The 21,031-nt window shown below is 68.2% G+C and carries 21 protein-coding genes; 15 read left to right on the forward strand and 6 right to left on the reverse strand.

What is annotated here, in order from left to right; all coding sequences use genetic code 11:
* The first annotated feature begins 133 nt into the window (after positions 1 to 133).
* Positions 134 to 874, forward strand: a complete 741-nt coding sequence (locus BGO82_RS02865; RefSeq protein ID WP_291304432.1) for a lytic transglycosylase domain-containing protein — start codon at positions 134 to 136, stop codon at positions 872 to 874.
* 150 nt (positions 875 to 1,024) lie between these two features.
* Here BGO82_RS02865 and ubiA read toward each other — a convergent pair whose 3' ends face one another.
* Positions 1,025 to 1,981: a 4-hydroxybenzoate octaprenyltransferase gene (gene ubiA / locus BGO82_RS02870; RefSeq protein WP_291304041.1), complete on the reverse strand. Its 957-nt coding sequence runs from the start codon at positions 1,979 to 1,981 to the stop codon at positions 1,025 to 1,027.
* A gap of 60 nt (positions 1,982 to 2,041) precedes the next feature.
* Between ubiA and BGO82_RS02875 the strand changes: the two genes are divergently transcribed.
* Positions 2,042 to 2,791 carry a 16S rRNA (uracil(1498)-N(3))-methyltransferase gene (locus BGO82_RS02875; RefSeq protein WP_291304042.1) on the forward strand — a complete coding sequence of 250 codons (750 nt, stop codon included), beginning with the start codon at positions 2,042 to 2,044 and terminating at the stop codon, positions 2,789 to 2,791.
* 85 nt (positions 2,792 to 2,876) lie between these two features.
* On the forward strand, positions 2,877 to 4,226 hold the full coding sequence (locus BGO82_RS02880; RefSeq protein ID WP_291304043.1) for a glutamate--cysteine ligase: 1,350 nt from the start codon (positions 2,877 to 2,879) through the stop codon (positions 4,224 to 4,226).
* Positions 4,227 to 4,454: 228 nt separating this feature from the next.
* On the opposite strand, the gene BGO82_RS02885 is transcribed toward BGO82_RS02880, so the two are convergent.
* Entirely contained in the window at positions 4,455 to 5,213 is a 759-nt protein-coding gene (locus BGO82_RS02885) for an ABC transporter permease (RefSeq protein WP_291304044.1), read from the reverse strand.
* Positions 5,214 to 5,225: 12 nt separating this feature from the next.
* Positions 5,226 to 6,251 (reverse strand): ATP-binding cassette domain-containing protein, encoded by a 1,026-nt coding sequence (locus BGO82_RS02890; RefSeq protein WP_291304045.1) that lies wholly within the window; start codon positions 6,249 to 6,251, stop codon positions 5,226 to 5,228.
* Positions 6,252 to 6,410: 159 nt separating this feature from the next.
* Between BGO82_RS02890 and BGO82_RS02895 the strand changes: the two genes are divergently transcribed.
* Positions 6,411 to 6,959 (forward strand): MarR family transcriptional regulator, encoded by a 549-nt coding sequence (locus tag BGO82_RS02895; RefSeq protein ID WP_291304046.1) that lies wholly within the window; start codon positions 6,411 to 6,413, stop codon positions 6,957 to 6,959.
* 19 nt (positions 6,960 to 6,978) lie between these two features.
* Here the strand turns inward: BGO82_RS02895 and BGO82_RS02900 are convergent, their stop codons facing one another.
* On the reverse strand, positions 6,979 to 10,029 hold the full coding sequence (locus BGO82_RS02900; protein ID WP_291304047.1) for a TIR domain-containing protein: 3,051 nt from the start codon (positions 10,027 to 10,029) through the stop codon (positions 6,979 to 6,981).
* A 57-nt stretch (positions 10,030 to 10,086) separates the two neighbouring features.
* Positions 10,087 to 10,974, reverse strand: coding sequence for a LysR family transcriptional regulator (locus tag BGO82_RS02905; protein ID WP_291304048.1), 888 nt, complete (start codon positions 10,972 to 10,974; stop codon positions 10,087 to 10,089).
* A 152-nt stretch (positions 10,975 to 11,126) separates the two neighbouring features.
* Here BGO82_RS02905 and BGO82_RS02910 point away from each other — a divergent pair, with 152 nt between their 5' ends.
* Positions 11,127 to 11,390: a DUF1127 domain-containing protein gene (locus tag BGO82_RS02910; RefSeq protein WP_291304049.1), complete on the forward strand. Its 264-nt coding sequence runs from the start codon at positions 11,127 to 11,129 to the stop codon at positions 11,388 to 11,390.
* Between the two features lie 179 nt (positions 11,391 to 11,569).
* Here the strand turns inward: BGO82_RS02910 and BGO82_RS02915 are convergent, their stop codons facing one another.
* Positions 11,570 to 12,076 carry an invasion associated locus B family protein gene (locus BGO82_RS02915; RefSeq protein ID WP_291304050.1) on the reverse strand — a complete coding sequence of 169 codons (507 nt, stop codon included), beginning with the start codon at positions 12,074 to 12,076 and terminating at the stop codon, positions 11,570 to 11,572.
* A 385-nt stretch (positions 12,077 to 12,461) separates the two neighbouring features.
* Between BGO82_RS02915 and coxB the strand changes: the two genes are divergently transcribed.
* The 10 genes from coxB (at position 12,462) to thrC (ending at position 21,030) form a co-directional block, all read left to right on the forward strand.
* Positions 12,462 to 13,325 (forward strand): cytochrome c oxidase subunit II, encoded by an 864-nt coding sequence (gene coxB / locus BGO82_RS02920; RefSeq protein WP_291304051.1) that lies wholly within the window; start codon positions 12,462 to 12,464, stop codon positions 13,323 to 13,325.
* 33 nt (positions 13,326 to 13,358) lie between these two features.
* Positions 13,359 to 15,059, forward strand: coding sequence for a cytochrome c oxidase subunit I (ctaD, locus tag BGO82_RS02925; protein ID WP_291304052.1), 1,701 nt, complete (start codon positions 13,359 to 13,361; stop codon positions 15,057 to 15,059).
* 41 nt (positions 15,060 to 15,100) lie between these two features.
* Positions 15,101 to 16,003 carry a heme o synthase gene (locus BGO82_RS02930; protein WP_291304433.1) on the forward strand — a complete coding sequence of 301 codons (903 nt, stop codon included), beginning with the start codon at positions 15,101 to 15,103 and terminating at the stop codon, positions 16,001 to 16,003.
* Complete coding sequence (locus tag BGO82_RS02935) at positions 16,003 to 16,167, forward strand: hypothetical protein (protein ID WP_291304053.1); 165 nt, start codon at positions 16,003 to 16,005, stop codon at positions 16,165 to 16,167. Before BGO82_RS02930 ends, BGO82_RS02935 begins: the two co-directional genes overlap by 1 nt.
* Positions 16,167 to 16,736 (forward strand): cytochrome c oxidase assembly protein, encoded by a 570-nt coding sequence (locus BGO82_RS02940; protein WP_291304054.1) that lies wholly within the window; start codon positions 16,167 to 16,169, stop codon positions 16,734 to 16,736. The genes BGO82_RS02935 and BGO82_RS02940 overlap by 1 nt, the downstream gene beginning before the upstream one ends.
* Positions 16,737 to 16,738: 2 nt before the next feature.
* Positions 16,739 to 17,635 (forward strand): cytochrome c oxidase subunit 3, encoded by an 897-nt coding sequence (locus BGO82_RS02945; RefSeq protein ID WP_291304055.1) that lies wholly within the window; start codon positions 16,739 to 16,741, stop codon positions 17,633 to 17,635.
* Positions 17,636 to 17,732: 97 nt separating this feature from the next.
* A complete protein-coding gene (locus tag BGO82_RS02950) occupies positions 17,733 to 18,353 on the forward strand; it encodes a pyridoxamine 5'-phosphate oxidase family protein (protein ID WP_291304056.1) in 621 nt (206 codons plus the stop codon).
* A 49-nt stretch (positions 18,354 to 18,402) separates the two neighbouring features.
* Entirely contained in the window at positions 18,403 to 18,765 is a 363-nt protein-coding gene (locus tag BGO82_RS02955; RefSeq protein WP_291304057.1) for a DUF983 domain-containing protein, read from the forward strand.
* On the forward strand, positions 18,762 to 19,541 hold the full coding sequence (locus BGO82_RS02960) for an SURF1 family protein (RefSeq protein ID WP_291304058.1): 780 nt from the start codon (positions 18,762 to 18,764) through the stop codon (positions 19,539 to 19,541). The genes BGO82_RS02955 and BGO82_RS02960 overlap by 4 nt, the downstream gene beginning before the upstream one ends.
* 82 nt (positions 19,542 to 19,623) lie before the next feature.
* On the forward strand, positions 19,624 to 21,030 hold the full coding sequence (gene thrC / locus BGO82_RS02965; RefSeq protein ID WP_291304059.1) for a threonine synthase: 1,407 nt from the start codon (positions 19,624 to 19,626) through the stop codon (positions 21,028 to 21,030).
* Position 21,031 lies beyond the last annotated feature (1 nt).

The following is a 21,031-nucleotide window of genomic DNA, read 5'->3' on the forward strand; positions in this document are numbered from 1 at the left end:
GACGGCCGCAAGCAGCATGGCCGCTCCGGCGCCGGTCCTGGCGTCCTATTGCTTTGAACGGGAACTCGACGACGGCCGGCCGCGGTCGAGTTGCATCTAGGCGCAAGGCTATACCTCGGACGTCTGCAACGCAATCGAACGCGACGCGCAGGCCGCCCATCTGCCGCCCGGATATTTCGCCCGGCTCATCTGGCAGGAGAGTCACTTCAACGCCAATGTTGTGAGTTGGGCGGGCGCCGCCGGGATTGCGCAATTCATGCCCGCGACGGGCCGCATCCAGGGGCTGACGAACGCCTACAACCCCGCCGAGGCGCTGTGGCGATCGGCGCACTATCTCGACCAGCTGCGCGGCAAATTCGGCAATCTCGGGCTTGCGGCGGCCGCCTACAATGGCGGCGAGAACCGCGTGGCCCGCTTCATCGCCGGCACGGGCGACCTCGCCGCCGAGACCATCGACTACGTGCAGATCGTGACCGGCATTCCGGTGACCGACTGGCTGGCGGGCGACGTGGCCACGACGGACTATGCGCTGTCCGCCGACAAATCGTTCGCCGAGGCCTGCATTGCGCTCGCCGAAACCAGCAGGATGGACAAGCACTTCACCCCGCCCACGGCGATCGTGCAGCCCTGGGGCATCCAGCTTGCCGAATTCTTTTCGCCCGCCACCGCCCGCCGCGCCTTCGCCCGCCTGCAGGCGCGCCACGCCAGGGTGCTCGACGGCGAGGACCTGATGCTGGTCGCCCGCCGCAATCCCAATTTCGGCCGCGCCCTGCGCTACCGCGTCGAAATCGGCCGGGCCACCCGCAAGGACGCCGAGACACTCTGCGCCAGCCTGCAAAAAGCCGGCGGCGCCTGCGCGGTCGTCTCCAACTAGAACGATCTATCCTCGAAGCCGGCGCACTTGGCCCGCACCCCCGGCTCCTCCCGCAAACGGGGGAGGGATGCCCGACTGCACCACCGCGCCAGCGGCTCATCGCCCCCCCTTGCGGGGAGGGGGCGGGGGCCCAGCCACTGGACATGAGACCTAGAACGTCAGTTCAATCAGCAGCGCCAGCGTCACCGTTAGTCCAACCCAGTGGTTGGCCCGGAAACGGGTGAGGGCGTTGCCGGCAATGGTGCGGTCGAGCGTCGCCACCTGCCAGCCGAGGATCGCCACCGGCACCAGCATCGCCAGCATGACCACCGGGCCGCCGCCGGCCAGCAGCGCCGCCGCGAGCCACAGCACCACCGCTCCGGCATAGAACAGACCGGTGATCGGCCGCACCCGGCTGCCGAACAGCCGCGCCGTGGATTTGACCCCGATCAGCGCGTCGTCCTCGATGTCCTGCAGCGCGTAGATCGTATCGTAGCCGATGGTCCACAGGATCGCCCCGCCATAGAGCAGCACCGGCGGCAGCGCGAGGCTTCCTGCTTCCGCCGCCCAGCCCACCAGCGCGCCGTACGAAAAGGCGAGGCCGAGGAAGAATTGCGGCCACCACGTCACCCGCTTCATGAACGGATAGATCGCGATCAGCGCCAGCGACGCGACGCCCAGCCAGATGGTGAAGATGTTGAACTGCACCAGGATCAGCAGCCCCACCAGCCCTTGCAGCACGAGGAACGCCGCCGCCTGCCGCTTCGTCACCTGCCCGGAGGGGATCGGCCTGAGCCGGGTGCGCGCCACCTTCATGTCGATGTCGGTGTCGACGATGTCGTTGAAGGTGCAGCCGGCGCCGCGCATCACCGCCGCGCCGACGAGGAACAGCAGCATCGCCCACCAGTTGAAGCCGTGCCCGGGCGTCGCCAGCGCGTAGAGCGCCAGCGACATCGAGCAGGGCCAGAACAGCAGCAGCAGCGGCGTCGGCCGGTCCCAGCGCGCCAGCCGCGCATAGGGCTTCAGCCAGGCCGGGGCGAAGCTGTCGACCCAGTTGCCGCGCTGCGCGTCGGCGACGGGAGCGCTGGTCGGGGGCGCCTCGGGAGTTTGCGCCGAAGGACTTGGCATGGTCGGGCTCTCGTGCGGTAATGCGCCGGTCTTATCCCGCCGCCAACCGCCCAACGCAATATGCCCCGCGCCCATCGATCGCTGCCGCGTGTCCATGTCGAGGCCGACCTCGCCGCCGGCGCGACGGTTATGCTCGATGCCGAGGCCACGAACCACCTGGTCAACGTGCTGCGCCTCAAGGAGGGCGACGCCGCCATCCTGTTCAACGGCCGCCACGGCGCCTGGCTGGCGCGGATCGCCAAGGCCGGCAGGAAGGGCGCCACGCTGGATGTCGCCGGGCAGGCCTCGCCGCAGACGCCGCCCTCCGACCTCTGGTTCGGCTTCGCGCCGCTGAAGATCGGCCGCCTCGACTATGTGGTGCAGAAGGCGACCGAGATGGGCGCCGGCACCATCCAGCCGGTGCTCACCGAATTCACCCAGACCCGCAGGCTGCGCGCCGACAAGCTCGAGGCCTATGTGCTCGAGGCGGCGCAGCAATGCGAGGTGCTGAGCGTGCCCCGCGTCGCTGCCGAGATCGAGCTGCGTCCGCTGGTCGCGGGCTGGCGGCAGGCGCAGGGCCTGCGCCGCCTGCTGTTCGCCGACGAGGCGGCGCCCTCGGCCAGCCCCGTCGACAGCATCGGCCGCCTGCAGGGCCTGCCGGTCGGCCTGCTGGTCGGCCCCGAGGGCGGCTTTTCCGACGCCGAACGCGAATTGCTGCTGGCGCAGGATTTCGTCGTTCCCATCAGTCTCGGCCCCCGGATTCTGCGCGCCGACACCGCCGCCGTGGCGGCTTTGGCCCTGGTTCAGGCAATCATCGGCGATTGGCGATAAAAGCATTGCTTTCGGGCAATCGCCGGCTATTGTCCCGGCCCGAGCCGGCGCCCCGTCCGGCGCTTGGTCTCGTTCCGGAGTTCTCATGGCTGGCGCCGAATCCTCGCCGCTCATCGCCTCGCGCGCCGATCTCGTTCATGCCCTGGCCCGTGGCGGCAAACCGAAATCCGAGTGGCGCGTCGGCACCGAGCACGAAAAGCACGTTTACCGCAAAGACCCGCTGCGCCCGGTCCCGTACGAGGGCAGCGACGGCATTGGCGCGCTGCTCGCCGGCATCAAGGCGCGCACCGGCTGGGAGTATTTCTACGACCGCGACACCCCCATCGGGCTGCGCAATCTCGGCCCGGTCGGCGGCATTTCGCTCGAGCCGGGCGGCCAGTTCGAGCTTTCCGGCGCGCCGCAGGAAACCATCCACGGCGCCGCCGCCGAGCTCGACGCGCACCTCGCCGACTGCCACGCCGTGGGGCAGGGGCTCAACATCCACTTCCTCGGCCTCGGCGTCACCCCGCTCTGGAGCGTGTCCGAGCTGAAGCGCATGCCCAAATCGCGCTACGGCATCATGACCCCCTACATGGACAAGGTCGGAACGCTCGGCACCTCGATGATGTACCGCTCGGCCACCGTGCAGGCGAACCTCGATTTCGCCGACGAGGCCGACATGGTGAAAAAGCTGCGCGTGTCGTTGGCGCTGCAGCCCGTCGTCACCGCGCTGTTCGCCAATTCGCCCTTCGTCGACGGCAAGCCTTCGGGCTATCTGAGCTTCCGCTCGCACATCTGGCTCGATACCGACACCGCCCGCACCGGCGTGCTGCCCTTCGTGTTCGAGCCCGGCTTCGGCTTCGACCGCTATGTCGAGCACGCCCTCGACGTGCCGATGTATTTCGTCATCCGCGACGGCCGCTACGTCGACGTCGCCGGCGAGAGTTTTCGCGCGTTTCTTCGGGGCGAGCTGCCGCAGCTCCCCGGTGAAAAGCCGACGGTCAAGGACTGGGAAGACCACCTCTCGACGCTGTTCCCGGAAGTGCGGCTCAAGCAGTTCCTCGAAATGCGCGGCGCCGACATGGGCGACCGCGATCACGTGCTGGCGCTGCCCGCTCTGTGGGTCGGGCTGCTCTATGACGAGGACGCGCTTGATGAAGCCGCCGACCGCATCAGGGACTGGACCGGCGAAGAGGTCTGGACGCTGCGCCGCGCCGTTCCCAGAACGGCGATCCACACCCCGTTCCAGGGCTGCCTCGTCTCCGACATCGCCCGCGACGTGCTGGCCCTCGCCCAGGCCGGCCTCAAGCGCCGCGGTCTCGGCGAAGAGCAGTACCTCGCCTGCCTCGAACAGACCCTCGCCCTCAACAAGACCCCCGCCGAACGCTGGCTCGACAAATACCATGGCGAGTGGGGTGGCGACGTGACCAGGATTTTCGACGAAGCAGAGATTTAACAGTCGGCGCACCTCTCCCGCTTGCGGGGGAGGGGACCACGCGCAGCGTGGTGGAGGGGGCGGGACTGGACTCGGTGCCTGTGGCCATCCGCCCCGGCGCAATCCACATCGTCATTCCCGCGAAAGCGGGAATCCAGGCGAAGTGTTCGGACGTCCGCGAGCTCGGTCTGGGTTCCCGCGTGCGCGGGAATGACGATGTGGGGAGATGCGTGACAAGAGCCTGTCTTGCTACCGCGTCTGCGCCGTCAGCGTCCGTGCGCCCACCCAGGCGCCGAGCACCACCAGCACCACCGCCAGCAGCGCCCCGATCCACACGATCGGGTTGGTGAAATCGCCGCGGAACACCGCGCGCAGCGCTTCGACGATGTGCTTGAACGGGTTGAAGTCCGAGGCGATCTGCAGCCAGCGCGGCGCGATGTTCATCGGCAAGAGGATGCCCGACAGCAGCAGGATCGGCAGCGCCAGCGTGTTGACCAGCGGCGCCAGCGCGTCCTCGCTCTTGGTGGCGATGCCGATGGCGTTGGAGATGAACGAGAACGCGGCGCCGAGCAGCGCCACCAGCACCAGCCCGATCAGCAGCGCCGCCGGCGGCACGCGCAGCCCCAGCAGATAGGCGCAGCCCACCAGCACGATCGCCTGCACCGAGATCACCACCACGTCGCGCAGCGTCCGCCCGGCGATGATCGAGGTGCGCGCCGCCGGCGTCACCAATTGCCGGTCGATCACGCCCGAGCGCCATTCGGCGATGATGCCGAAGCCCACGAACAGCCCGCCGAAAATCCCGAGCTGCACCAGCAGGCCAGGCACGAACACCTGCCAGGCATCGCCCTGGAAGCCTGAGGTCGCCGCGATGTTCTGCAGCAGCGGCCCGAACAGCGTCAGATAGAGGATCGGCTGCAGCAGCCCGATCAGCACCCACAGCGGCTGCCTGAGGCTGAGCCGCATCGAGCGCGAAAAGATGATCCAGGTGTCGCGAAAGAACGTCATTTTATCAGCTCCTCAATCCCTGAGACTCCGCCCCGTCAGCGTCAGGAACACGTCGTCCAGCGTCGGCCGGTTGACGTCGACGCCGATGGCGTCGATGCCGGCCTTGGTCAGCCCCGCCAGCAGCACCGGCAGGGCGCGGCCGCCGTCGGGCACGTGCAGGCGCACCACATGCGCCTCGGTCTGCGGCGCATCGGCGCCCTCGAGCCCGCCGGCGATGCCGGCTGCGCGCTGCGCGTCGGCCTCGTCGCGCAGCGTCAGCGTGATGGCGTCGCCCGACACCCGCTTCTTCAGCGCGGCCGGCGTGCCCTCGGCGACGATGGTGCCGTGGTCGATGATCAGGATGCGGTCGGAGAGCGAATCCGCCTCGTCCATGTAGTGCGTGGTGAGGAACACCGTGGTGCCCAGCGTGTCGCGCAGCGACCGGATATGCGTCCACAAATTGGCCCGGCTCTGCGGGTCGAGCCCGGTCGACGGTTCGTCGAGGAATACCAGCGTCGGCTGGTGGATCAGCCCCATGACGATGTCGAGCCGCCGCCGCTGCCCGCCCGACAGCGAGCCGCAGGTGCGCGACCAGACCTCGGCGAGGTCGAGCGCCGCGAGCAGGTCCTTGCCGCGGCGCGTCGCCGTGGCGCGGTCGATGCCGTAAAGCCGGGCGTGGCTGATGATCTCGTCGCCCACCACCGCCTCCGGCGAGGTGGAGCCGGCCTGGCTGACATAGCCGATCTTGCGCCGCACATTGACCGCGTCGGTCCTGAGGTCGCTGCCCGCCACGATGGCGCTGCCGCCGGTCGGGGCGAGCAGGGTGCACAGCATCTTGAGCGTCGTGGTCTTGCCGGCGCCGTTCGGGCCGAGGAAGCCGACGATCTCGCCGGCCTCGACCCTCAGGTCGATGCCGCGCACCGCCTCGATGTCCTTGCCGCGCGCCTTGTAGGTCCGCTTGAGGCCCTTGGCCTCGATCATCGCCGTCGCCATGAAATCCTCGTGCGTGAAGTGTCCCCTGCTCCGGATCGGCCGGAACGGCGCTGCGTAAGCCGTCATTGCTCCATCCTTCGGGGCGATCGATACGAAGCCGGGCCTGCCATGCGCCTGATCGCGCTTGCGACTCCGGAAATCTCAACGTATAATTATCTTATGGATAAAGATATTCACGCGTCAAGACAAAATCGACGCCTGGACCTGCTGTCCCAGATCGGCGATTTGAGCCGGGTCAACCAGGCCTCCACCAACCTGTTCGACGAGCGCCTGAGCGAATTCCTCGGCACCAACAACACCGATGGCCGCTGCCTCGACATCATCACGCGGCTGGGCAGGGTGTCGGCCGGACACCTCGCCAACCACGCCGGCCTGACCACGGGCGCCGTGACCGCGGTGGTCGACCGGCTGATGTCGGCCGGCTACGTCACCCGCGTCCGCGATCCGCTCGACCGCCGCAAGATCTGGGTCGAGCCGACACCGCATCTGAACGCCCTGGTCGACACCATCTTCGGCGTCTACGATTTGATCGGGCCGCTGATGATGCGGCATTTCACCGAGGCCCAGCTCGAGGGCATCATCGCCTTCCTGCGCATGGGGACGTTCGTCAACCAGGAACTGGCGGCCGGCCTCAAGGAAAACGCCCAGCCCGGCCTTGCCCCTGCGGCACAGCTCGAACAGGCCCGGCAGTTCCGCCGCGCCGTCGACGCCATCGCCCCGAAGCTGAGCGCCGACATCGACAGCTTCCTGCCGCCCGGCGACGCCGAGGCGTGATCCGCCGCTCGCGAAAACATCAGCGCGCGCCTGCCTGGGCCAGCAGCTCCTGCGGCGACGGCAGCGGCCAGAGCCGGATCGTTCCGTCCTGCCCCGCGCTGAGCAGCCGCCGGCGCTGCGGGTCGTAGTCGAGCGACACCACCGGCGCCGCATGCGCGTCGAGGGCGATCATCGCCGCCGACGGGTGCTGCACGTCCCATATTTCGACCCGCCCGCTCTCGTAGCCGAGCACCGCCTGGCCCGACTGCGGCAGGTACAGCGTCGACGACAGCCGGCCGCCGCCCGAGGCGAACACGGCGGCGACGCGCCGCTCCGACGGATCGTAGAGCCAGGCGCCGGCATCGTCCCAGCCGATGCGGCCGTCGGCCACGGCCGCCAGGCTGGCGACGCCTGTACCCGCGTCGCCGGGTGACCGCGGCGGCACCGGCTGGCTGGCCTCCGCCACCAGCGCGCCGCCCGCCACGTCCCAGCGCCATTGCTGGCCGCGGACGCTGCCCATGCGCAGCGCCGCGGCGTCGCAATCGATGTCGAACACCGGCGCGATGCCGTCGGCGGTGAGGAGCGAGCTCTCCCGCACCGCGAGCGTCCGTTCGGGCGCGCCGGTGGCGAGCTGCCAGCGGTCGAACTGCAGTCCGTTGGCGGTGCGGCCCATGGCATAAACCAGCCCGGCCTGCGGCGCGATGCACAGCACCAGCGGCCCGACGCCGACCGGGCGACTCCACAGCGCCGCGGGGGCGCCGCCGCCGAGGGCATAGGCGGCGAGCGTGGTCGCGCCGCCGGCGCGGGTGCCGCCGACCAGCCGGTCGCCGGCGATGCTCCAGTTGAACAGGTTGGTCGCCAGCGGCGCCGTCGCGCCTGTAACGGCGTCGTAGATCGACAGTCCATCGGCCGTCTCGAGGCCCACGAAGCGGTCGCCGGCATGCAGGTCCGGAGCGACCGGCACGCGTTTGCTCCACAGCACCGCGCCGCTGTCGCCGTCGAGCACGCTGAGGCTCGCGCCGTCATCCTGGGCCGGATCGATCATGGCCAGCTTGCCGCCGGCCAGCGGCACGGCGGTCGCGATCCCGCCGGTCCTGCCGAGCGGCGTCGCCGGCGGCTGCGGCGGCGTGCCGATGGTCGTCGCATCGAGCAGCCGGAAGGAAAGGCCGGCCGGACCGAGCTCGCGCGTCACCACGCTGTGCGTGCCGGTGAAGGCGGCGGCGAGCAGTGCCGTGCGCGGGTCGCCGCTGCCGTCGATCAGCGTCGTCGGCGTGCCGGACGTCTTGAGCGTGGCGATGGTCTCCGGCCCCGCCCGGCGCAGGGCCATCAGCATGTCGTCGCCGGCGAGATAGGCGAAGCTGTCGGCTTCGGCGGCAAGGGTGTGCGACACCCCCGTCGGCGCCAGCGTGTCGAGCCGATAGGCGGCGATTTCGCGGCCGGCGATGGTGAAGAATTCGCCGTCGCGGCCGTAGCCGGCGAACAGGCAGACGCAGGGCAGGCTGCGGGTGCCGCCATCGGCGAGGTCGACCACCACCAGCCGCTCGTTGGCGATGTCGGGATAGATGAAGCTGCGTCCGGTCGGATCGAACGCCGAATAGTCCATGCCGCGCTTCGGCACGATCAGCGGCGCCTTGCTGCCGTTGCGATAGACGTAGGTGCCGGCGGCGCTGGAGAGAACGATGCTGCTGGCGGTCGCATGCAGGCGCTCGGCCGAGGTGTGCCCGGCCGGCCCGACCACCTGCGTGATCTGCCCGGCCGGGTCGATCTCGGCCGCGAAGGTCTGCACGCCGGCCACCGCATTGCCGTTCGGCTTCACCGTGAGACCGGTGCAGGGCGAGGGCAGGGTGAGGCGCCAGGCTGCGCCGGCGCGCCGTTGCGCGTCGATCGTCAGCTTCACGATGTCGGCGCCGCGGCAGGCATAAAGGCTTGTCCTGTCGATGGCGGCGATGTGCTCGGGCGGCGCCAGGTCGCCGAACACGCCGCTGAGGTTCACGTCGTCCCAGATGCGCTCGGGCAGCGACAGCCGTTCGAGCGCCAGCATGCCGGTGGCGAAGATGGCCGAGCCGTCGAGCGCCAGCGACGGCCGCTGGCTCCAGCCGAGATCGGCCCGGCGATAGACGATGCCGGCGTCGGGCGACCAGATCGCCGCCGTGCCGGTGTCGTTGTAGACGAAATAGTGGTGCGGGCCGGCAGGCAGCACCGTCGGCGCGGCCTGGTGGTAGCCGGCAAGGTCGACGTCGACATCCTGCGGCCGGTCGTAGAGCGAGCGGTAGATGACGTCGTAGGCCTGCGGGATGAACGGCACCGAGCCGTCGAGCGGCAGGCTCCTTTCCGCCAGCGCCAGCGCCGCGCCGGGGTTGCCGCCATCGAGCAGGCGGCGGGCACGGTCGGCGTCGTTGCCGGCGGCGACGGTGCGGGCATCGCGCTCGGCCACCTCCTGTGCGGCACGCAGCCGGCCCTGCTCGAGGGTCTGCGCCACGATCACGGCCGTGACCGCACCGGCGACGGCCAGCGCCGCGACCGACGCGGCGAGGCCCAGCAGGCGGTTGCGGCGGCGGCGCAGCAGGTCGCGCCGCACCAGCGCGTCGTAGCGGATGTCCATCAGCCCGGCGACCAGCTTGGCCAGCGCCCGCGCCTTGCCGTCGCCGACCGAACGGGCATCGGCGGCCAGCGGCTCGACCGGCGCGCCGTCCGGCTTCAGCAGGCCGCCGCGCAGGGCGGGCGGAAAGCATTCCTCGGCCGCGTCGGCGCTGTGCGGCGCACCGGCGACGATCAGCGTCAGGATCTTGCCCGGCACCGCGCGATGTGCGTTCGCCGCGGCGAAGCTGCGGATTTCCGCCTCGACATAGCTCGAGCGCGCCGAGTTCGGCGAGGCGACGACGATCAGGTGCTCGGAGGCCGCGAGCGCCCGCTCGATCTCGTCCTTGAGGTCGCTTGCGGCGCCCGCCTCGTCGCGGTCGCGGAACACCTTGCCGACGCCGCGCGCGGCGCTCTCGGGCAGCCGATAGGTCTCCAGCGCCGTGAGCAGCCATTGCGCCCAGCGCGTGTCGCGATGGCTGTAGCTGATGAAGGCCTTGTACGCGAAATCCACCGCCGTCCCTCCCGGGCGGCAAGCTAGAGCGTTTTCAGGAAAAGTGGCAACGGCGGCCTACTCCGCCGCCACCCGGATCGGCTCCGCCGTGTCGAGATTGCCCATGCTGGTGACGATGTGGCGGGCCAGCGCGTCGAAGATGCCGCCATAGGCATGGCTCGCCCGCATCAATGCGATCTCGGCGTCGCGCAGCCGCGGCAGATTGCGGTCCTCGGCGATCGCCAGCATGCCCGGCTGCAGCGCGCTCTCGGGCAAAAAGCCCACCGCGAGGTCGGTTAGAACGGCGCTCGCGATGCCCAGCGCATTGCACGAGGTATAGGCGACGCGATAGTCGCGGCCGATGCGGTCGAGCGCTTCCACCGCGTTGTCCTTCCAGCAGCAGGGCTGGCCGCCGGCAATGGGCAGCGGGTCCATGTTCAGCGCCTGGCCGCCCTGCGCCGCCACCCAGTACATCGGCTCGGTGCGGAACAGCTCGCCATATTCGTGGTTGGTGCCCTGGGTGAACACGATGATGTCGTACTTGCCCCGCTTCATCCCCTCGAGCAGCGTCTGCGACGAGCCGCAGGTCACGTCGATCATCACCTTGGGGTGCGTGCGCTGGAAGCTCGACAGGATCACCGGCAGCAGCCGCACCGCATAATCGTCGGGCAGCCCGAAGCGGATGGCCCCGCTCAGATCCTCGTCCGAGAACTCGTCCATGATCTCGGCATTGATCTTCAGCATCTTGCGCGCCCGCGCATACAGCGCCTCGCCGTGTTGAGTCAGCGCCACCGACCTGCCATCTCGCGAGAGAAGTGCATGGCCCAGCCGCTCCTCCAGCCGCTTGATCTGCATCGACACCGCCGACTGCGTCTTGTTCACCCGCCGCGCCGCCTCGGTGAAGCTGCCGCAATCGGCAATGGCGCAGAAGCTCTGCAACTGGTCGAGATCGAGCGGCACGGACATCGGAGTCTCCATCACCGATTTTGATGATCTGGATGAAATCTATTTGTTAGACGAATGAGTGTCCAGAGCCTAGAACGCTCGCATCGGCAATCGACGATTGTCGGATCATCGCCGCCAACTCCCTGGCGGCCCTTGGAAAATGGAGAAGTCTCATGGCGCTCGTGCTTTCGGGCGAGCGGCCGGCTGCCGCCCCGCTGTCGCTCAACCCCCTCCGGCTGGTCGCACATTGGTTTGCCCAATTGCGCGCCGAGCGGAACCAGCGCGTGGCCCTCAAAAGCCTTCTTGAGCTCGATCCGTACCGCCTGCGCGACCTCGGCATCGAGCGCTCGGACCTGTTCGACGCGCTCCACGCCGAGCACCGGCCGACCAAGCTCCTCGCCGATCGCCGCACGCTGCGCCTCGGCGGCCGTCGCTGAAATTCTCCGCAAGTTTCGCGGTTTCGGGCGCCCAGCGCGCCCGGGACGCGGATTTGGCCGGTCTCCGGCCTGTTTCCTGACCGACTGCCGGGTCTTCGGACCCGGCTTTTTTGCGTCAGCGATTGGCCAGGGGAGCCCGTTCGGGATGGCTCAGGCCCGGAGCACAAGAAAGCCCGGTCCTACGGCAGCTGCTTGAACCCGTCGGCAAAGCCCTTGAGCGACACCGGGATGCCGATGCCTTCCTCGGGGGTCTTGAACACCACGAAAATCGCGGTCTTGCCGGTCGACAGCTGCTTCAGCAGCGCGTCGTCCATCACCACCTCGGCGACGCAGCCATTGGGCAGGCAGCGCACGAACGCCACCCGGCCCATGTCGGTGCCGTCGATATTGAGCCCGAGCCCGTTGGGCAGCAGCACGCCCAGCGGCGCCAGCACCCGCAGCAGCCGGGCCTGCTGGTCGGCGGTCTTCAGCACGATGACGCTGAGCCCGACATTGGGCTGGTCCTCGGCGGTGACGTTCTGGATGATGGCGCACTGCTCGAAGCTGGCGCCGGGCGGGGTGTCGCAGCTCATCTGCCAGTCGCCGTACTGGGCCTTGACCACGCCCTGGGCGGTGGCGAACGAAGGCAGCATCGTCAGGGCCGCGCAGGCCAGAAGCGCCGCTGCACGGCTGATAAACGTCGGCATCACGTGACGCACTCTTTCCTTGCCTCCACCGCCGCCAATTGGGGGCAGTCGATGTGTTACCCGCGGCCATTGCCGCTGGCAACCGCGCCGGGCAAGAAAGCAGCGACAAACAAGGCGTCCGTGAGGCATCGTTCCGCCGCGCTTTCAGAGCATTTTGACGCACGAGGCGGCGCTGTGGCGGAATTGCGTTGCCTACGTCGATGTGATTTAGCTCGGCCCTACTTGGCGCTCCGGGGGGTTGAGTCGGGGCGGCGTTAGCTATGCCGCATCTCCCACTCCCTCCTCCGGCCCGCCGCAAAGGCGCGTGAACGGGATTTCAAGGGGGTTATAGGTGGCCGGTCAGATGCTCCGGAAGTTTGGGATCGCGCTCGGCGCTCTCGCAGCCTTGACCCCTGGCCTCGCGACGGCCGCCACGGGCCAGCCGAGCCCCGGCGAAATCGGCATGCAGGGCTCCGTCACCCCGATCATGGATTCCATCCATGCCTTCCACGACGGCATCCTGCTGACGGTGGCAGTCGGCATTTCGCTGCTGGTGCTGGTGCTGCTGGGGGTGATCGTCTTCCGCTTCAACGCCCGGCGGAACCCGGTGCCGGCGCGCTTTACCCACAACACCCTGATCGAGGTGATCTGGACGGCGCTGCCGGTGATCATCCTGGTCATCATCGCCATCCCGTCCTTCGCCGTGCTCACCGACCAGGTGACGATGCCCGACGGCGTGCGCAAATATCTCGGCTCCAACATCTTCTCGTTCGGCTCGGTCGACGTGCCGGCCCCCGGCCTCACGGTCAAGGCCACCGGCTCGCAATGGTACTGGACCTACGACTATGTCGACCAGGACAAGAGCTTCGACAGCAACCTGCTGAGCGAAGACGAGCGCCTGAAGCAGACCCCGGTGCAGCCGCGCCTGCTCGCCGTCGACAACATGCTGGTCGTGCCGGTCGACACCACCGTGCGCGTGCAGGTCACCGGCGCCGACGTCATCCACGCCTTCGCCGTGCCGTCCTTCGGCGTCATCATGGACGCCGTGCCGGGCCGCCTCAACGAGACCTGGTTCAACGTGCGCAAGGAAGGCGTCTATTACGGCCAGTGCCGCGAGCTGTGCGGCAAGGACCACGCCTTCATGCCGATCGCCGTGCGCGTCGTCTCCAAAGAGCAGTTCGACACCTGGATGAATGCGCTCAAGGCCGGCTCGGTCACCGATGCCAACAAAACGCTGCCGCCGCTTTCGGCCGAGCAGCCGGCCGCCTAAGGCGCCAAGAGTTTAGACAGAGGATACGCCAACATGGCCGACACCCACGCCCTCCAAGCCCATGAAGCTCCCGCCGGCACCGCCCACGAGCACCATGGCCACATCACCGGCTGGCGCCGCTACCTCTATTCCACCAACCACAAGGACATCGGCACGATGTACCTTGTGTTCGCGCTCATCGCCGGCGTCATCGGCGCGCTGCTATCGGGCATGATGCGCCTTGAGCTGCAGGAGCCGGGCATCCAGATCTTCCACGGCCTCGCCTCCATCGTCTACGGCACCTCCGGCGCCGAAGCCCTCGACCAGGGCAAGCATCTCTACAACGTCTTCACCACCGCCCACGCGCTGATCATGATCTTCTTCATGGTCATGCCGGCCATGATCGGCGGCTTCGCCAACTGGTTCGTGCCGCTGATGATCGGCGCCCCGGACATGGCGTTCCCGCGCATGAACAACATCTCGTTCTGGCTGCTGCCGCCGGCCTTCGCGCTGCTGCTCATCTCGATGTTCATGCCGGCTGGCGAAGCCGGCGCCACCGGCGCGGGCGGCGGCTGGACGCTGTATCCGCCGCTCTCCACCTCCGGCCAGTCCGGCCCGGCCATCGACTTCGTCATCCTGTCGCTGCACCTTGCGGGCGCGAGCTCGATCCTGGGCGCCATCAACTTCATCACCACCATCTTCAACATGCGCGCCCCGGGCATGACTCTGCACAAGATGCCGCTGTTCCCCTGGGCCGTGCTGGTGACGGCGTTCCTGCTGCTGCTGTCGCTGCCGGTGCTCGCCGGCGGCATCACCATGCTGCTGACCGACCGCAATTTCGGCACCACCTTCTTCGCCCCCGACGGCGGCGGCGATCCGGTGTTGTTCCAGCACCTGTTCTGGTTCTTCGGCCACCCCGAAGTGTACATCCTGATCCTGCCCGGCTTCGGTATGATCAGCCACATCGTGTCGACCTTCTCCAAGAAGCCGATCTTCGGCTACATGGCGATGGTCTACGCCATGGTCGCCATCGGCGGCGTCGGCTTCATCGTGTGGGCCCACCACATGTACACCACCGGGCTCAGCCTCAACGTGCAGCGCTACTTCGTCGCCGCCACCATGGTGATCGCGGTGCCGACGGGCGTGAAGATCTTCTCGTGGATCGCCACCATGTGGGGCGGCTCCATCACCTTCCGGCCGCCCATGCTGTGGGCCATCGGCTTCATCTTCCTGTTCACCGTCGGCGGCGTCACCGGCGTGATCCTCGCCAATGCCGGCGTCGACCGCGCCCTGCACGACACCTATTACGTCGTGGCGCACTTCCACTACGTGCTGTCGCTGGGCGCCGTGTTCGCCATCTTCGCCGGCTGGTACTACTGGTATCCCAAGATGTTCGGCATCCTCTACAATGAGAGGCTGGCGGCCGTGCACTTCTGGATCACCTTCATCGGCGTGAACTTGGTGTTCTTCCCGCAGCACTTCCTCGGCCTCAGCGGCATGCCGCGGCGCTACGTCGACTATCCGGATGCGTTCGCCTTCTGGAACCAGGTGTCGTCGACCGGCTACTACATCACCTTCGTCGGCCTGCTGCTGTTCCTCTACATCCTGTGGGACTCGGCGCGGAAGCGCATCCCGGCTCCGGCCAATCCGTGGGGTGAGGGCGCCACCACGCTCGAGTGGACGCTGAGCTCGCCGCCGCCCTTCCATCAATTCGAGACGCTGCCGCGGATCGACGCGGGTACCGGCGGACACTAAAGGCGCGGACGGTGGCTTTCGTTGACGACAGCAAGGGCTACATCGCCACGGCCGGCGGCGCGCGCGTAGAGGACTACGTCGCGCTGCTCAAGCCGCGGGTGATGTCGCTCGTCGTCTTCACCGCCATCATCGGCCTGCTGCTGGCGCCGGGTGGCATCAACCCGGCCGTCGGCGTCATCGCCATCCTGTGCATCGCCATCGGGGCCGGCGGCTCCGGGGCGCTCAACATGTGGTACGACGCCGACATCGACGCCGTCATGAGCCGCACGGCCAATCGTCCGATCCCGGCCGGCCGCGTCAGCCGTGGCGAAGCGCTCGCCGTCGGCATCATCTGCTCGGGCTTTTCGGTCGCCATCCTCGGGCTCGCGACCAATCTCGCCGCCGCGGCGCTGCTGGCCTTCACCATCTTCTTTTACGCCGTCATCTACACGATGTGGCTCAAGCGCTCGACGCCGCAGAACATCGTCATCGGCGGCGCCGCCGGCGCCTTCCCGCCGATGATCGGCTGGGCCGCCGTCACCGGCGACATTTCGCTGCCCTCGATCGTGCTGTTCCTCATCATCTTTTTGTGGACGCCGCCGCATTTCTGGGCGCTGGCGCTCTACAAGCAGGGCGACTACGGCGCCGCCGGCATCCCGATGCTGCCCAACGTCGCCGGCGAGCCGGCCACCAAATTCCAGATCCTGCTCTATTCCGTCATCCTCGTGGGCACCACGCTGCTGCCGGTGGCGCTGCACCAGTCCGGCTGGATCTACGGCGCCGTCGCCGTGGTGACTGGAACAACGTTCGTCTATCTCGCCGCACGCCTCTACGCCGCGCCCGACCGGCTGGCCATGAAGCAGCTCGCCCGCCAGCTCTTCACCTATTCGCTGAGCTACCTCGCCGTGATCTTCTTTGCGCTGCTGGTCGATCACCTGGCGCTGATCCTGGGATGGTGGGCCTGATGAACGCACCCATCGTCCCGCAATCCGACGACGAGGCCCTCCGCAAGCGGCGGCGGCGCAACAACATCGCGCTTGGCCTCGTGCTCGCGGCACTGGTCGCGATCTTTTACGTGCTGACCATCGCCAAGATGGGCCCGGCCATCTTCACACAGCGGGATTTGTGATGACCAACGATACCCTTCACGACACGCTGCAGACGCCCCCCGCCGGCAAGAACCGCAATGTCGGGCTGATCCTGCTGCTGGTCGCCGCCGGCATGGTGGGTGCCGCCTACGCCGCGGTGCCGCTCTACTATGCCTTCTGCGCCGCCACCGGCTATGGCGGCACCACGCGCGTCGCCACCGGCAACCCCAAGGGCGTCATCGCCCGCGAAATGACGGTGCGCTTCGACGCCAACATGGACGGTTCGCTGCCCTGGCGGGTGACGCCGGCCAAGCCCGCCACCGCCAAGGTCGGCGAGGTACAGACCATCGATTTCATCGCCCGCAACCTCTCCGACAAGACCGTCACCGGCCAGGCCGCGTTCAACGTCACGCCCGAGCTCGCCGGCAGCTATTTCAACAAGATCCAGTGCTTCTGCTTCACCCAGCAGACGCTCAAGCCCGGTGAAACGGTCGAGATGCCGGTGACATTCTTCGTCGATCCCGATATCGACAAGGACCCGGATTTGCGCACCATTCACGACATCACCCTGTCCTATACGTTCTACGCTTCGAAAAATAAGGGAAGCTGACCATGGCCGACGCCGCTGCTGCTCACGCAGGACACGCCAAGCCCCAACACGACTATCACCTCGTCAACCCGAGCCCGTGGCCGCTGGTCGGGTCGATCTCGGCGTTCGTCATGGCGGTGGGCGGCATCGCCTACATGAAGTCGCACAAGGGCGAGGAACTGGTGCTCTTCGGCGTCAACATCGCCGGACCGTGGATCTTCCTGCTCGGCCTGGTGGGCGTGCTCTACACCATGTACGCCTGGTGGTCGGACGTCATCGCCGAGGGCCAGGAGGGCGACCATACCCCGGTCGTGCGCATGCATCACCGCTACGGCATGATGCTGTTCATCGCCTCCGAGATCATGTTCTTCGTCGCCTGGTTCTGGGCCTATTTCGACCAGTTCTTCCGCCACGGCGACACCGAGCAATATGCCCGCGTCGACTTCATGGGCACGCAATGGCCGCCGCATGGCGTCGAGCTGTTCGATCCCTTCCACCTGCCGCTGTTCAACACGCTGCTGCTGCTGACCTCGGGCACCACCGTCACCTGGGCCCATCACGCGCTGATCCACGGCGACAAGAAGGGCCTGCGCTGGGGCCTCGCGCTCACCATCGCGCTGGGCCTGTGCTTCACCTGCGTGCAGGCGCTGGAATATTCGCGCGCCGGCTTCGCCTATTCGGGCAACATCTACGGCGCCACCTTCTTCATGGCCACGGGCTTCCATGGCTTCCACGTGATCATCGGCACCATCTTCCTCATCGTCTGCCTGATCCGCGCCAACGCCAACCAGTTTACGCCGCGCCACCACCTCGGCTTCGAATTCGCCGCCTGGTACTGGCACTTCGTCGACGTGGTCTGGCTGTTCCTGTTCGCCTCGATCTACGTCTGGGGCAGCTGGGGCATCCCGCACGCCGGCTGATCGACGGAAGTCGCACTGGATTTCATCGGGGCGCGGCGCTAGCTGCGCCCTTGTTGTTTGCACGCGCCGACTGCTGCCATCGCTCGAAGGATAGCAAGTGACCGATCCCCACATCATCCGCGACCCCGCCGCGCTCGAGGCGCTTTACGGCGCCGTCAACGAGGCCTCCGCGCTCAAGGAGATCGGCTACCTCCATCCCCACTACGCCGCCTTCATCAAGGCCTCGCCCTTCGCCGTGCTGGCGACGGCCGGCCCGCATGGGCTCGACGCCAGTCCGCGCGGCGATGCGCCCGGCTTCGTCGAGATCGTCGACGACAAGACCCTGCTGCTGGCCGACCGCCGCGGCAACAACCGCATCGACAGCCTCCGCAACGTGCTGCACGACCCGCGCGTCGGGCTGCTCTTTCTCGTCCCCGGCATCGGCGAGACGCTGCGCGTCAACGGCCGCGCCGAGATCACCGTCGATCCGGCGCTGCTCGCCCGCTTCGCCGTCGGCGACAAGCCGCCGCGCTCGCTGCTGCGCATCCACATCGAGAGCGTGTTCTTCCAGTGCTCGCGCGCCGTGATCCGCTCCGAGCTGTGGAATCCCGAGCGCCGGCTTCCCCGTTCGGCGCTGCCGTCCACCGGCCAGATCCTCGCGGCTGTGACGCATGATCGCATCGATGCCGAAACCTACGACCGCGAGCTACCGCCGCGCCTCAAGGCCACGCTATACTAGCTGCCGGTCCGGGTGATCCTGCCCCGGCCGGTCACGCCGCAAGAGAGCCATGCCCGACAGCCTCGTTTCCCCCTTTGCCGCCGGCTTCGCCTGCCGCTGCCCGCGCTGCGGCGAGGGCGCCCTGTTCTCGGGCTTCCTCAAGGTCGCCCCGGTCTGCGAGAGCTGCGGCCTCGACCTCAAATTCGCCGACAGCGGCGATGGTCCGGCCGTGTTCGTGATCTTCGCCGTGGCCCCCATCGTCATCATCCTCGCCTTCATCGTCGAGGCGCTGTTCCATCCCGCGCCGTGGATGCATCTGGTGCTGTGGATTCCCACCATCATCATCCTGTCGCTGCTGTTCCTGCGGCCGTTCAAGGCCACCATGATCGCCCTGCAATACCAGCGCGGCGCCGGCGAGGGCAGGGCGCAGTGAACGGCGTCGCCGCCGCCCGCTCGCCGCTGTCGCGGCCGGGCTTCTGGGCCTTCGTCGTGCTGATGCTGGCGCTCACCGTGCTGTTCGTCGGGCTGGGCGTCTGGCAGGTGCAGCGGCTGGCGTGGAAGGAAGGCCTGATCGCCGACGTCGAGGCGCGCTACACCGCCGCGCCCTCCGTCCTGCCGCCGCCCGACCGCTGGGACCTCGTCGATCTCGACGGCCTCAATTACCACCCGGTCACCGTCACCGGCACCTACGAGCCCGACAAGACCGTGCTGGTCTTCACCAGCCTCTCCGAGCCCCGCGGCAAGTTCGGCGGCCCCGGCTATTGGGTCATGGTGCCGCTCGACGCCGGCGGCGGCACCGTGTTCGTCAACCGCGGCTTCGTCCCGCAGGCCAACGCCCCCGCCTTCGCGCAGGGCGGTACTGTGCCGGCGGGCCCGCAGACCATCACTGGCATCGGCGTCGCCCCCGAGCCGGCCGGCGCCTTCACCCCCGGACCTGACACCGCCCACCGCATCGAGTGGGTACGCGATCCCGCGCGCCTTGCCGCGATCGCCGGCGTCTCCGGCCCGGTGCTGGCCCTCACCATCGACGCGCCGGCCGGCGCGGCGGGGGCGCTGCCGCAGGGCGGCGAAACCACCATCGACTTCCCCAACAATCATTTCGGCTATGCGCTGACCTGGTTCGGCTTCGCGCTGCTTACCCCGTGCCTGCTCGCCGGCTGGGTCTGGCGCCAGTTCCGGCCGGTGCCGGAGGTCGGCAAATCCGCGTGATCTGCCGGGCCGGGCCTGTTTTTCTTGCCCCGCCCCCCCGCTTTCTCTAAGTTCCGCCAACTTCCGAACGGGGCTTCCCCTGATGCGTTTTGTTTCGACCCGCGGCGAGGCGCCGGTTCTCGGCTTCTCCGACGCGGTGCTCTCCGGCCTCGCCAGCGATGGCGGGCTCTACCTGCCCGAAACCTGGCCGCACCTCTCCGCCGCCGATATCGCCGCCTTCGCCGGCAAGCCCTATGCCGACGTGGCGTTCGCCGTCATCTCGCGCTTCGTCGGCGGCGAAATCCCTGCCGATCGGCTGCGGACCATCATCGACGCGGCCTACGCCACCTTCCGCCATCCGTCAGTGACGCCGCTGGTCGAGCTGGCGCCGAACCGCTTCGTGCTCGAGCTGTTCCACGGCCCGACGCTGGCCTTCAAGGACGTGGCGATGCAGTTCCTGTCGCGCGTCATGGACCACATCCTCAGCGAGCGGCAGGCGCGCGCCACCATCGTCGGCGCCACCTCCGGCGACACCGGCTCCGCCGCCATCGAGGCGTTCCGCGGCCGCGACACCACCGACATCTTCATCCTGCACCCCAGGGGCCGCACCTCCGAGGTGCAGCGCCGGCAGATGACCACGGTGCTCGACGCCAACATCCACAACATTGCGCTTGAAGGCACCTTCGACGACTGCCAGTCGATCGTGAAGGGCCTGTTCCGCGCGCCGGGCTTCCGCGACGAGTTGCACCTGAGCGGCGTCAACTCCATCAATTGGGGCCGCATCGTCGCGCAGATCGTCTACTACTTCACCGCCGCCGTCTCCCTCGGCGCCCCGCACCGGCCGGTGAGCTTCGTCGTCCCCACCGGCAATTTCGGCGATATCTTCGCCGGCTACGCCGCCAAGCGCATGGGCCTGCCCATCGCCAATCTGGTGATCGCCACCAACTCCAACGACATCCTCGCCCGCACCCTCGAGACAGGCGCCTACGAGACCGGCGGGGTGGTGCCCACCATCAGCCCGTCGATGGACATCCAGGTCTCGTCCAATTTCGAGCGCCTGCTGTTCGAGGCGCTCGACCGCGATGCCGGCGCCCTCAAGCGGCTGATGAACGGCCTGCAGCAATCGGGCCATTTCACCCTCCCGCCCAGGGCGATCGCCACCATCCGCGAAAGCTTCGCCGCCGGCCGCGCCGACGAGGCCGAAACCTCCGCCACCATCGCCAGAACCTTCCGCGAGGCCGGCTATTTGCTCGATCCGCACACCGCCGTCGGCGTTGCCGTCGGCCAGGGCCTCGAGCTCGGCGATGCCCCCGTGGTGACGCTGGCCACGGCGCATCCGGCCAAGTTTCCGGCCGCGGTGCAGGCCGCCACGGGCATTGAACCGGCCCTGCCGGCATGGTTGTCTGATCTTTATGGCCGGCCGGAGCGTTACGACATCCTGGCCAACGACCAGGGCGCCGTGGAGCAGTTCATCCGCGCGCGAACCCGGGCCGGGAGGATCGGAAGTTGAG

Source organism: Devosia sp. 67-54, assembly GCF_001899075.1.
GTDB lineage: Bacteria > Pseudomonadota > Alphaproteobacteria > Rhizobiales > Devosiaceae > Devosia_A.